Annotated in this window: 16 protein-coding genes and 1 riboswitch; of the genes, 6 read left to right on the forward strand and 10 right to left on the reverse strand. The window is 35.5% G+C overall.

Features of this window, described 5'->3' with window-relative positions; genetic code table 11:
* The first annotated feature begins 97 nt into the window (after positions 1-97).
* Positions 98-1,081, forward strand: a complete 984-nt coding sequence (locus tag C7J88_RS03505) for a proline dehydrogenase family protein (RefSeq protein ID WP_095117249.1) — start codon at positions 98-100, stop codon at positions 1,079-1,081.
* A 55-nt stretch (positions 1,082-1,136) separates the two neighbouring features.
* On the opposite strand, the gene ribH is transcribed toward C7J88_RS03505, so the two are convergent.
* The 7 genes from ribH to C7J88_RS03540 all read right to left on the reverse strand — a co-directional run bounded on the left by ribH (position 1,137) and on the right by C7J88_RS03540 (position 8,243).
* The gene (gene ribH, locus C7J88_RS03510; RefSeq protein ID WP_095117251.1) at positions 1,137-1,598 is read right to left on the reverse strand and encodes a 6,7-dimethyl-8-ribityllumazine synthase; all 462 of its coding nucleotides are present in this window, start codon (positions 1,596-1,598) and stop codon (positions 1,137-1,139) included.
* 15 nt (positions 1,599-1,613) lie between these two features.
* Positions 1,614-2,795: a GTP cyclohydrolase II gene (gene ribA / locus C7J88_RS03515; RefSeq protein WP_095117253.1), complete on the reverse strand. Its 1,182-nt coding sequence runs from the start codon at positions 2,793-2,795 to the stop codon at positions 1,614-1,616.
* A 29-nt stretch (positions 2,796-2,824) separates the two neighbouring features.
* Complete coding sequence (locus C7J88_RS03520) at positions 2,825-3,454, reverse strand: riboflavin synthase (protein WP_095117255.1); 630 nt, start codon at positions 3,452-3,454, stop codon at positions 2,825-2,827.
* Between the two features lie 4 nt (positions 3,455-3,458).
* Positions 3,459-4,505: a bifunctional diaminohydroxyphosphoribosylaminopyrimidine deaminase/5-amino-6-(5-phosphoribosylamino)uracil reductase RibD gene (gene ribD / locus C7J88_RS03525; protein ID WP_095117257.1), complete on the reverse strand. Its 1,047-nt coding sequence runs from the start codon at positions 4,503-4,505 to the stop codon at positions 3,459-3,461.
* A 180-nt stretch (positions 4,506-4,685) separates the two neighbouring features.
* A riboswitch (FMN riboswitch) is annotated at positions 4,686-4,827 on the reverse strand.
* A gap of 224 nt (positions 4,828-5,051) precedes the next feature.
* Positions 5,052-6,539, reverse strand: coding sequence for an FAD/NAD(P)-binding protein (locus tag C7J88_RS03530; protein ID WP_095117259.1), 1,488 nt, complete (start codon positions 6,537-6,539; stop codon positions 5,052-5,054).
* A 417-nt stretch (positions 6,540-6,956) separates the two neighbouring features.
* Positions 6,957-7,820 (reverse strand): peptidoglycan release complex glucosaminidase SagB, encoded by an 864-nt coding sequence (sagB, locus tag C7J88_RS03535; RefSeq protein WP_095117261.1) that lies wholly within the window; start codon positions 7,818-7,820, stop codon positions 6,957-6,959.
* Between the two features lie 201 nt (positions 7,821-8,021).
* A complete protein-coding gene (locus C7J88_RS03540) occupies positions 8,022-8,243 on the reverse strand; it encodes a hypothetical protein (RefSeq protein WP_095117264.1) in 222 nt (73 codons plus the stop codon).
* A gap of 196 nt (positions 8,244-8,439) precedes the next feature.
* Here C7J88_RS03540 and C7J88_RS03545 point away from each other — a divergent pair, with 196 nt between their 5' ends.
* Both C7J88_RS03545 and C7J88_RS03550 read left to right on the forward strand, forming a co-directional pair.
* Complete coding sequence (locus C7J88_RS03545) at positions 8,440-8,907, forward strand: sigma-70 family RNA polymerase sigma factor (RefSeq protein ID WP_157728695.1); 468 nt, start codon at positions 8,440-8,442, stop codon at positions 8,905-8,907.
* Between the two features lie 11 nt (positions 8,908-8,918).
* Entirely contained in the window at positions 8,919-9,359 is a 441-nt protein-coding gene (locus C7J88_RS03550) for a competence protein ComK (protein WP_095117268.1), read from the forward strand.
* Here the strand turns inward: C7J88_RS03550 and C7J88_RS03555 are convergent.
* Both C7J88_RS03555 and C7J88_RS03560 read right to left on the reverse strand, forming a co-directional pair.
* On the reverse strand, positions 9,356-9,805 hold the full coding sequence (locus C7J88_RS03555) for a hypothetical protein (RefSeq protein ID WP_095117271.1): 450 nt from the start codon (positions 9,803-9,805) through the stop codon (positions 9,356-9,358). The genes C7J88_RS03550 and C7J88_RS03555 overlap by 4 nt on opposite strands.
* A gap of 107 nt (positions 9,806-9,912) precedes the next feature.
* Positions 9,913-10,623, reverse strand: coding sequence for a transaldolase (locus C7J88_RS03560; protein WP_095117273.1), 711 nt, complete (start codon positions 10,621-10,623; stop codon positions 9,913-9,915).
* 169 nt (positions 10,624-10,792) lie between these two features.
* Between C7J88_RS03560 and C7J88_RS03565 the strand changes: the two genes are divergently transcribed.
* From C7J88_RS03565 to C7J88_RS03575, 3 genes are read left to right on the forward strand one after another with little or no spacing between them, the layout of a single operon-like run.
* Positions 10,793-11,095 (forward strand): hypothetical protein, encoded by a 303-nt coding sequence (locus tag C7J88_RS03565; RefSeq protein WP_095117275.1) that lies wholly within the window; start codon positions 10,793-10,795, stop codon positions 11,093-11,095.
* Positions 11,096-11,116: 21 nt separating this feature from the next.
* Positions 11,117-11,482: a fluoride efflux transporter CrcB gene (crcB, locus tag C7J88_RS03570; RefSeq protein WP_095117277.1), complete on the forward strand. Its 366-nt coding sequence runs from the start codon at positions 11,117-11,119 to the stop codon at positions 11,480-11,482.
* Positions 11,479-11,829: a fluoride efflux transporter FluC gene (locus tag C7J88_RS03575; protein ID WP_095117279.1), complete on the forward strand. Its 351-nt coding sequence runs from the start codon at positions 11,479-11,481 to the stop codon at positions 11,827-11,829. The genes crcB and C7J88_RS03575 overlap by 4 nt, the downstream gene beginning before the upstream one ends.
* A 45-nt stretch (positions 11,830-11,874) precedes the next feature.
* On the opposite strand, the gene C7J88_RS03580 is transcribed toward C7J88_RS03575, so the two are convergent.
* Positions 11,875-12,786: a nuclease-related domain-containing protein gene (locus C7J88_RS03580; RefSeq protein ID WP_095117281.1), complete on the reverse strand. Its 912-nt coding sequence runs from the start codon at positions 12,784-12,786 to the stop codon at positions 11,875-11,877.
* Between the last annotated feature and the right edge of the window lie 3 nt (positions 12,787-12,789).

The raw sequence follows: 12,789 nt of genomic DNA on the forward strand, positions 1-12,789 counted from the left end.
TTTATTGTAAAGATTCAATATAAAAACGTTTTCATCACATTATTGTTCGTGATACACTATTGTTAATTCGTAAAACAAAGTTATGGGAGGAATAAAAATGGGTTTATTTAAAGATTTTTTCATCGCATTATCTAATAATGCCTTTCTTAATGAATCAGCTAAAAAAATAGGTCCTTCATTAGGTGCCAACAAAGTGGTAGCTGGTAACACGATAGAGGATGTGGTGAAGACCATTCGCAGACTTAATGACAAAAACATTGCAGCAACAGTTGATAATTTAGGTGAATTTGTAAACGCAAAACAAGAAGCAATCGCTGCAAAAGATGATATTTTAAAAATTATGTCAGCGATTCATTCAAATGGCCTAGATGCACACGTCTCAATTAAGTTAAGTCAATTAGGTGCAGAGTTCGACCAGCAACTTGCTTACGACAATGCATATGAAATTGTAAAACAAGCGGCTGAATATGATCAAATGCACATTAACTTTGATACGGAAAAATATGATAGCTTATCAGATATTACACATACACTTGATCAATTAAAATCAGAATTTTCAAATGTAGGAACAGTTATTCAAGCATATCTTTTCAAAGCAGACGAGCTTATCGACAAGTATCCAGACTTACGCTTGCGCTTAGTAAAAGGTGCATACAAAGAATCTTCACATATCGCTTACCAAACACGTGAAGAAATTGATGACAATTATATTCGTTTAATTGAAAAACGACTATTAAATGCGAAAAACTTTACTTCAATTGCAACTCATGACCACAATGTCATTAATCATGTGAAGGCATTTGTTGAAGCAAATCAAATTGACAAATCAAAATTTGAATTCCAAATGCTGTATGGATTCCGATCTGAACTTGCAGAATCTATTGCAAAAGAAGGCTATAACTTTACAATTTATGTCCCATACGGTGATGATTGGTTCGGTTACTTTATGAGACGTTTAGCTGAGCGTCCACAGAACTTGGCGCTTGCCTTTAAGGAATTCGTTAAACCAAAGCCGCTCTTTATTGTAGGGACACTTGGCTTATCGGCATTATTGTTGGGAAGATGCAATAAAAAGAAATGATAAAGCATATCCCCTTGAAGTTTTGATAACTTCAAGGGGATTTTTTAAGGTTTCACTATCCAATTGTTTTTAATAAATTTGCCATTTCAATTGCACCTACTGCAACTTCCGCACCTTTATTGCCCGCTTTCGTACCTGCACGTTCAATCGCTTGTTCAATGTTCTCAGTCGTTAGCACACCGAAAATCACTGGAATACCCGTATCATCACTTGCTTTTGCAATGCCTTTCGCCGCTTCATTACATACATAATCATAGTGTGTTGTTGCTCCACGAATCACACATCCTAATGTGATAACCGCATCATATTTACCTGATTGTGCCATTTTCTTAGCAACGATTGGTAATTCGAATGCTCCTGGTACGTATGCAACATCGATTTCATTTTCATCAACTTGATGACGTTTCAATGCGTCTAATGCACCATCCAATAAGCGACCTGTAATAAAATCATTAAAACGGCTTACGACAATCCCAATTTTTAATCCTTTACCTACTAATTGACCTTCAAAGTTCATTTTTTATTCCTCCAATTATATTAAATGTCTCATTTGAGTTTTTTTAACTTGCATATAATCATGGTTATGTTCATTCGTTTCTGTTATAACAGGGATACGATTTGACATTGTAATCCCATAATGTGCTAATCCTTCAAATTTTTCTGGATTATTCGTCATCAGATTCACGGATGAAATACCAAAATATTTTAAAATCTGTGCTGCATTGTCATAATCACGCATATCTGGTGCAAAGCCGAGTGCTTCATTCGCCGAAACAGTATCATGACCTTGTTCAATCAATTCATATGCTTTCAACTTATTCATCAGTCCAATACCACGACCTTCTTGCGGTAAATAAAGAACCATTCCACCATGTTCATGAATATATGACATCGCAAACTCTAATTGTTCACCACAATCACATCGTGCACTGTGGAAAATATCACCCGTTGCACATGCAGAATGGATACGGACATTCATCTCATCATGAATATCACCATTAACGACAGCAATCAATTCTGAACCGTCAATTTTTGATGTAAAGCCATACATATCAAACGTTCCGTAACGTGTTGGCAATTGAACTTTTGCTTCTTTTTCAATAAGTACCTGTGTTGTTTTAATATAAGTGACTAAATCTTCAATAGTAATCATATACAAACCGTGTGTTTCTTTGAAAATTTGTAAGTCGTCACCTCTTGCCATTGTGCCATCTTCATTCATAATTTCACAGATGACGCCTGCTGGTTTTGCACCTGTTAATTTTGCGAGCTCAACAGCAGCTTCAGTGTGTCCACGGCGTCCTAACACACCTTGTTCATGTGCAATGAGTGGGAAAACATGACCTGGTCGATTAAATGTTGCCGCTGATGATTGATTGGCAATCAATGCACGTGCTGTCTGCGTACGTTCAAATGCACTAATCCCCGTTGTAGAATCAACATGATCAATGCTAACCGTAAACGCAGTAGAATGTGGATCTGTATTATTTTTTACCATTGCATCAATTCCCACCTGCTCTGCAATCGTTCGATCGATTGGGCAACAGATAAGTCCACGTCCATAGCGTGCCATAAAATTGATAGTATCATCATGCATCCATTCCGTAATGGCAAGTAAATCGCCTTCATTCTCTCTATCCTGATCATCACAAACAATGATTGATTCACCATTTTTTAAAGCAATTAATGCGTCTTCTATTTTATCAAAATGCATAATAAACCCTCCTTGAATACTATACGATCCTAAAAACCTGCTTGTAATAAACGATCCAAAGATACACCATCATTCTGTCGCGTAATATTTTCTACATATTTGAATAGCATATCTGTTTCTAAATGAACAGGATCTCCTTGTCGTTTCGTCGATAAAATCGTAGCTTTACGTGTTTCAGGAATTAAGTGAATATCAAAACTTGTTGCTTCTTTTTTGAAAACTGTTAAACTGACACCGTCCACAGCGATCGATCCTTGTGGAATCATTTGTTTTAGGATATGGTGGGGTGCTTTGATTGTATAGATCCATTCATTTTGAGACTGCTTAATATTGAGAATGACACCTTTATCATCGACATGTCCCTGCACAAAGTGTCCACCTAACCTTCCAGTGGCAAGTAGTGCACGTTCCAGATTGACGGGTTGACCGCTAGACAGTTCTGCTAAGTATGTTTTGTTTTCCGTTCCCGTGATGACTTGTACCGTAAATGTAGATGTATCAAATCTCACAACCGTTAAACATGTGCCATTCACACTAATGGAGTCACCAATATTCATATCACTTAATATCTTTTCACATTGAATCGTTAATTCAGTCGTAGGGTTTTGTTTTTTTATTGATTGAATAGTGCCAACTTCTTCTACGATACCTGTAAACATGACATCACATCCTTTTCATTTGCAATTTGATGTCAGTATCTATCATTTCAGAGTGGACAATTTCAAAATTCGCAAGTTGGTCAAGTGGCGTTACACCATCTGTTTGAAAATATTGATATTTCCCTTGACCACCTATTATTTTCGGGGCTAAATAAAGGATGAAGGTTGAAATAAATTCTGAAGTTAAAAATTGTGAAGTTAGTTTTGGTCCAGCTTCTACAAGGATACGGCCAAAACCTTTTTTATATAAATCGTGTAAAATAGTTTTTACATCTGTTGATGGTAGATATACGACGTGTACATGGTCTAATGGCGACACGAATGACTCATTGTCAGTATATATGTAGACCGGCGCAAGTTGATCATGAAACATTGCTGCCTGCCAATCGATGTGCCCTGAATTTGTCATGACGATACGTGCAGGATGGCGTCCTTCAGGCAATCGTACAGTCAGACTTGGATCATCCGCTTCTAATGTACCATTACCTGTAATAATAGCATCGTGCATATGTCTCAATTGGAACACATCATCTTTGACAGCTTTTGACGTAATCCATTTACTTTGTTGATGATCGGTTGCCTGCTTACCATCTAAACTCGCACTTACCTTTACAGTCACGATTGGCACTTCAGTAGTTTTAGATGCAAAAAATGATGCATACAACTTATCTGCGCGCGGATGTGGTGTATATTGAACGTCAATGCCTTTCTCTGCCATCATCTCGTGTCCAGTTGCTGGAAGTGTGATATCTCTTGCAGCATAAACAACCTTTTGAATACCCGTTTCAATGATTTTTGCTGCACATGGCGGTGTCGCACCGTAATGTGAACAAGGTTCTAAAGAGACGTATATTGTTGCTCCTGCTACATTTTGAGCACCTGCCATATCAATGGCTTGAATCTCGGCATGTTTGTCACCTTTTTTAAGATGCGCACCCATCCCTATAATTCGGCCCTCTTTAACAATCACTGCGCCAACAGGTGGATTAACACCCGTTTGGCCTTCTACCATTTCAGCTAAACGAATCGCATGTTCTAAATAATATTTCATTGTCATCACCTCAAATCAATAAACAAAAAACCACTCGAAAAATTTTAAGATTCGAGTGGTCGGTTTTATACTTATACTGTATACCAAAATACAGCGATAAATTCAGTAAATTTGCCATCACTAAATAAGCAATAGTTTCGTGTTGTAAAAACACAAGCTATGCATGTCATGGTCTACTGATCATTCTTCCTCCCATCCAGACTTTTACTGTCGGCTCTAGATTCTCACTAGATCAGCCATAGAGTACAAATTCAATGTTCTCTACGGGTCGCAGGCTTAAATTACTGCCGGTTGGGATTTCCACCCAGCCCCGAAAGAATATCATTATGAAATTGTTTGAGATTCAAGATACGACACAGCAGTTGTTCGATAACAACAACTGTTCGACTTTAGCTTAACGCATTTTGACAATGTTGACAATTCATTTGCAATCAATATTTTGTTGGATTGTTTTACAATTTCATAAAAATTATAAAGAAACACCGACAAACAATAATATCTATTCAACGTTGATGTTTACGTATTTGATAAGTTCAAAAACTATAACTAATCTGCATCATATTCTTCTTCTAGTTGCGCATAGAGCTGTGTCACACTTTTAACAGCTTGCTGTACAATCATTGTGACACCATTGCGTTCAAAATTAACGCCATTTGTCATTTGGCCAAATGCACGTAAATTCGACAATGTTCCATAACGTGGACTGATGACTTCGTTACTTTCTGATACGATTTGAATGCCACCAATCGGATGTGCTTGAACAATTTGTTTATTCGCCATATTTAATAATAAACCATCTGACGCATCTAACTGGCTCAACTTTTTCTTAGGTCCAGTTGCATTTATGATCACATCCACTATCATAGCTTGGTGTTCTGTTTCAAACTGCAATTGGTACTGACCATTCACACGTGTTGCTTTCTCGAGTCCTGCGTAAACTCTTAATTTATTACTTTCAATCTCATCAATAATAAATTGTGCAGTATCTCTTGGCATCGGATTCATATTCTCTTTAAAATATTGGTAATAACGTTCGAGAAATAATTGCTGGTCATCATTCGTTAAACTATTCCAAATCCAGTTCATGTTGTCTTTAAGCTCCATTAGAAAGCTTTGTAATAACCCCAAAGATTCTGGATGTGCCAAATCATATTGCAAATCTTTTACAACATTTCCTGTTCTCCGATGGATCAAAGATTTAAACGGTATATTTAAAGCATCGCATTCCTTTCTGAACAATTCTTTCAATATATCTAAAGGAATATTCCCCATGTGATTTTGTTTTATGTCATCGAATATCTCTTTCGTCATATATTGCAGAGTTACAGTCACCATCTCACCACGTACACTTGGCAATTGCCCACCTCGACTTGCCAAAACAAGCGTTTGGTCGTGATGGTTTAATACATAACGAATTACATCCAAACTTGCCAATCCAGTTCCAATCACAGCCACTTTATCATGCGAACTGACTTCATCTAATGTGCGGTATGCTGGATATGGTTCATAGATATATTTCGGACTTCCCTTCAAGTGATAGGGATCATTATATGAGAATGTTCCAGTTGATAGAAAAACATAATCATAAATAGTACTACGTCCTTCATGTTCATCAGTCTGTACAATTATTTTTTTCACTGAAATTTCTTTCTCTTCTTCAACTACACCGATCTGTGTCACTTCATGTGGAATGACATGAATATTGTCATAACGCTTCACATATTGATCAAGATAACTTTTCATATAATGTCCAAATACATAACGCGGCAAATATTCAGCATCTCCATAATCAAAATCGTCTTGTGACGCATACCACTCCCGAAATTCTTTCATATTATCAAGGTTTAGAGACAACATATCGACTGGGACATTGATTAATAAATCTTCACTGTCATTTTGAAAAGGTTCTCCTTGTCCCATGTTCTTTCTATTGTCATAGATGTCTACTTCTAAATGCTCAAACATCTCGTGCTTTACAAGCTGTCTTAATATGCTGACACCAGCAGTTCCCATTCCAACTATTGCTACTTTCATCATAATCACCTTCATTATTTCATTTCATCATGTTATACCCTATTTCTTGTCAAATTGTGCATTATTAGATTAATAGTATTCCCCTCCCATTTTGATAGCCAGTTTCTCATGTTATACTTGAAAGAGATTTGAACAATATTAAAAACCGTATCATCCTATAATTACTATAAATACAAGTGACCGAAGTTATTTGAAGTGAAAATAAATTTCATCAAAATTATTCACTTCTAGTTACCTTTACTAAACAGGACAATGATGTCTTACGTCTATATATTATACAAAACATTAAAAACGGGGTGTTTTCATGTTAAAATTTTTATTTAAAGTTTTGATTTCAACAGCTATCTTATTTTTCACACTTGGACGTAAAAACAAAGCGCAATAAAGCTTCTATCGCTTTATTGCGCTTTGTTACTATTAATAATTATGACCGTCTTTATGTTTTGAATCATCTTTGTAGACATACCAATTGAAATACTTACCTTCTGTCTTCAAATCATTATAGAAGTCAGCAATAATGGTCGCATTACTCTTTGCCCAGTTAATATCTGTCGCATATTGATGTTCACCGGGATCTTTAGGATTCCATCTCATACTATACAAAGTATTTTGATCTTCGTGTGATAAGTAATGATCGTGGATAAATTTCGCTCCACCATCGATTGCTTTTTCAGGTGTATCCCATCCTTGTTTCTTCGCATATTCAGCACCTGTTTTAATTGGGTCTTCGTCCAATGCACCGACACCGTAGAAGTTATAATACTTCTTACCATCGATTTCTACACCATTCGATAACTCTGATACAACTGATCCTGTTTCTAATAATGCATGTGAAATCAAGTAAATCTCATTCACATGCTGTTTTTTGGCAGCTTTGATAAAGTCATCTGTATGGTTTAAAAGAGTCGGATGTTCATATAACATACGCTTGATTCTATTTTTATCAATGCCTTGATACTTAGATAAATCTAAAAATTGATATTTTTGACGTTTATCATCCATAAATACAGAACTATCCATTGCTTCTTTAATTTCTGCATCGGACGCATCACGCCAGTTCGTATTATCTTTATTTGAAACTTGTTGACTTGTATAATTGTTAATCTGTTTTTTTGCGGCTGCTTCCAATGTAACATCTAATGTTTCCACTGATTCGACTTGTTCAACTGGTTCAAAGAATATTTGATCTTTTATCATGTTGAAAAAAGTATAGGCTGCTAAAACAGTGATAACAAAGAAAACTACAATCGCTATGATTGAACTTTTGTTATGTTGTTTCATTGATACACCTCTTCAGAATGTACTGAGTAATAGTGACTACACACTCGAATACAAATTTTAACATTATCTTATATTTTTCACAATTCGAATGGGTGGTTGTCACATATTCATAAAAGAACAGTAATCTCTATGTAATTATTTCATAGCGCACTGCATCATCAAAACTTTGAATACATCATCTCTGATTCACATTCCAAAACTTTATAAAGGTCTCTGATAATCCATTAAAATGTAACTCATCGCTTGGGAACGACTTTTATAATAATACGGTGTTAAATCCACTGTCCCCTCAATCTCACCATCACGATACATCATTTCCCGTTGAATATTATTAATCATAATAAAGTCAGCGTTGTCACGAATCTTATCTAAATCTTCGTTGCGTGCAAAGAAATGTACCAAGTTGAAATGTTCATAATCCATTACAATTCCTCCATCTTATTCCCGTCATAAAAATATCGAAATCCGTAGAAATGCACCTTTTATTATAATTTTAAGCTTATTTATTGGTAATAATCAATGTTTAAATCATAAAATAACATATATGGACAGATGCAACAATTTTTCAGCTATGATAATAATCATTTGACCGGTCAAAAATTTCAAGGAGGTCATCAATTTGAACTTTGATGATATTTTTCAACGCTATCACAAATATATTCATTATTTGTTGCATTCCTATCATATACGCTATCATTACGACGACTATTTCCAACTTTTGTTAATACGGCTTTGGGAACTCCATTTATCTTTTGATACAACACGTGAATCGAGCCTTCATGCTTTTATTACCTATCGACTCAAATACTATCTTATTGATCTTTTGCGTAAACAAGATCGCCTTCCCAAATTAGAAAATATCGACACTGCAACTGAACCCGCATCGTACGAGAGTGATCTGCTCTTTTCAATTAAGCAATGGTCATTACAACTTCCATATGTGCATCGTCACTGGCTTTATCTCTATCTTCAAGGCTATACACAGTTAGAAATAGCATCCATTCTAAACCGCTCTCCCACATCTATCAAAAATTATAAAAAAGCGACCCTCAAAGCATTGCGCCATTCATATTTCAACGAATACTAGGAGGATACACTGTGCAAACATATTCAAATATTGCCTTTGAATCATTATTATTTATCAAGACATCTCATCAAATAGATCAACGTCTTGAGTTATACTTTTTGACGCATAAAACACACACAACATTAACATTATCTAAATTAATGAAGCATATTTTAAAGTCGCATCATAAACATAGTTACACACAAAAAGAACTGACACATCAACATCTCGGTATTCATCATCTCACACCGATATACATCTCACCACAGCTCATATTATGCCCTCTGCAATCACATCGTGCACCTATCCAATATATTATCAATATGTCTCACGTGATTGGTATGTCTTCTCAAAAGTCTGATACGATCATCGTATTCAAACAAAACCATCGAATTACAGTACCTTATCCATTAACTGTATGTTTAAAACAATGGAAAGCTGCACAAATTCTCTCACAAGTACCCGATATTTAGTTTACTTTATTGAACTTATAATCTACTAAACGCTTTGTAAAATAAGCATTGGCTATTTTCATCAATATAATGCCAAGAACCATCAATACTAAACCACCTACTAAAGCAGTGATCACAGTCCCAGTTGACAACGATACTTGAGGATGAATAAAGTAATTGACTGCATTTAAACTTAATAGCATACCTGTAATCAGAACGCCGAGCAAGAAAATATTTCCGATAAACAACCCTAACAGCGTTGTGTACAAATGTCCTGACCCCAGCACTCTTGATTTAAAAATATGTTCTTTCAAATAAAAACTGGCAAATCGGCCTGGTGTTTTAAATTTTTCTTGAATGCTTGCGATATGTTCATCTGTCAGTAATTCTGCTAACTTTGCCTTCTCTTTACGGTTTAAATACCACAATTGTTTTTCTACTTTATACTTAAATACCTTGTACTCCATCTTTAACTCCTTCTCTATCTGATATTAAACTCAATCATCACACAAAAAAATAGGAGCGACAAGTACCAATTTCATATTTGTTGGTACTTTATCACTCCCATGGGTATTTATAGAATGCTTAAACCTGAAGTTTGAATATCTTTCGCAAATCCTTTCACCGTATCAACAGATAATGATTCGATATCACGACCAATATTTGACACTTTCTTCACAACATCAGCAGGACATGTAATAATATCTGCACCAATTTCATCAGCTTGGATGACATTATATAACTCACGACAACTTGCCCACAATAGTTTTACACCTGATTTACTATGTGTCACACGAACAGACTCTTTCATTAACGGCAGTGGGTCTACGCCTGTATCCGCAATTCGTCCAGCAAAGACTGACACATAAGTCTCTACACCTTCTGTGACCGCTTCAGTAATTGCTTTGACTTGTTCGATTGTGTAAACAGCTGTAACGTTTAGTTTCACGCCTTGTGCTGATAATTTTTCAATCAATGGTAACATTGATTCACCTTTTGTGTTCACAATTGGAATTTTTACAAAAATATTCTCTCCAAATTGTTCAATGATTTGCGCTTCTTTTTCCATTGTTTCCATATCATCACCAAACACTTCAAATGAAATTGAAGCATCAGGAATTGCTTGTACTACATCTTGAGCGAAGGCTTTATAGTCTTTGACGCCAGCTTTAGCCATTAAGCTTGGATTCGTTGTAAATCCATCAACTTCCTTATTTTGATATGCTTGCTTCATTTGTTCAATATCTGCACCATCTGCAAATACTTGTACGTTTAATTTCGTCATAAATGTGCCTCCTAGTGATTCTACATTATATTTATATTAAAGTTATACCATTTTTCTATTCATAAAGGCTATTGTTAAGCTTTAATTCCACACGAAATATAGAAATGGTGCTTTATTCTTAGTCATTAAATATGCTATTATTACAAGCGATAATAAAGGAGGCAGTTACATGTCTAAATCGAAAAAATATTTTTACTTAACCGTGATATTCATCATGATAAGTTTTTACTTCAATACACAGAACCCAATACTCAATCATCAATTCGACTCAATCGTTAAAATCATTATTGCAAGTAGTGTCATAAATGCAATCATACTCATTATTGCCATCCAATTTGCAGACAAATCAGTGAAATATTTACCCGAAAAGAAAAGCTGGATTCATCGTGCAGCGAAAAGCTTACCTTGGATACTACTCATCGTTTTAATCTTTCATCTGATCACTGCAATCCGAACTTTTGGCATTATTTAACGTAAGAGGAGCGATAAGCATTTGAAATATTTCATTATTTTTGTTGGTGGGAGTTTAGGTGCGTTATTGAGATATGGTCTTTCCTTTCTCCCACATTTCCATGAATTGCCAGTTGGAACATTTACCGCCAATCTTTTAGGTGCTTTTTTAATGGGATTTATAACTGCCTTAACGACAAACTTTTTCTCTAAGTATCCTTCCATTAAAAAAGGTGTCACTACCGGTTTCATCGGTGCTTTTACAACCTTTTCAACCTTTCAATATGAATTGAATGCATTTTTTGAGTCACAATCGTGGTATTTATTAATAACCTACGCCTTGCTCAGTTATATTGGCGGAATTTTATGTTGCTTTGCGGGATATCGATTCGGGGTGAGACAACAATGACAATCATGATGGTTCTTCTTGGCGGTGGCATTGGTGCAACATTGCGTGCAATCATAACGGATATCATCCAGCGAGTTCATCAGCCATCATTCCCTATCGCAACCGCAATCATCAATCTTATCGGAAGTTGTTTCATCGGTATACTCGGTGGCATAGTCATATCAGTCTCACCTTCTTACACTCTTTTTGTAACAGGAATACTTGGTGGCTTCACCACATTTTCAACTGTTCAACTCGAACTTGTACAATTAATGGAACAACGTCAATCCTCAACTTTCATCGGTTATAGTCTTTTACAGTATGTCGGCTGTTTTATGAGTTGTTTTATTGGAACACTTATCATTTAAACATAAAAAACCTGTATGCTTTTATTACGCATACAGGTTTTTATATTAGTTATATGATTCAATTTCTTCCATAATTGCTTGTAATTCGTTTACATCATATTGAATGCGACCATGGAATACATATTTATTGAAGAATTCATCAAGTTGTTCCGGTCCAACAAGTACTTTCGTCGTGCTTTGTGGCGCATAGCTTGATAATGTCACATCTCCATCTTGTTTCGGATTGAAGTACAAGATTGGAGTTGGCGTATATTTATTGTTTAGTTGACGTTGTAACTTCTCTGCTACTGCTTCTAGATGTTCGATTTGCTCAGAATAATCAACAATAGAAAGTTTGCGATCGTTATCTTCACTCTCATCAAGCACGATTGTTTGTGGTGTTGTTTCATCAAGTTGTAGTGTTTTGAATACTTGCTCCATCATTGGATTGTCCACAAATTGATTGCGACTAATACCTTGATACACATGTCCTTTTAACAGTTGTGAATCGATAATGTACAACCCTGTACGTGTTAATACTAAATGACTGATACGTGTAATATTATCTAAATCATTTGTAGGCATAAAAATGTTCGCCATAATGTGCATATCTTCTGGTCGGATTCGCTTTTCTCTAACGAGTCGTTCACGAATACCAATCAAACGCATATCAGTCACATACTCACTATTGTTTTTCGAGAACACTTTTAGTGCGTCAATTTCTCTGTCTTTTGAAGCAACCATCGTTTCATAATCTTCTTTGTGTTTCGTTTCTACTTTTTTCTTTTCAATTCTTACTTTTTCAAGTGCTTCATGATGTGACTGTGTTAATTTCTCTTCTTTTTCTTTATATTGTGTTTCAATTCTTTGTTGTGCTTTCTTTTTGCGATTCAGAGCAACTAAAAACAAAATAAAACAAATAACTGCAATCCCTACGGCAACATACAAGCCTATTTCCATTGGGCCAAACTGTGTCATTTT

Source organism: Staphylococcus muscae (genome assembly GCF_003019275.1).
Taxonomy (GTDB): domain Bacteria; phylum Bacillota; class Bacilli; order Staphylococcales; family Staphylococcaceae; genus Staphylococcus; species Staphylococcus muscae.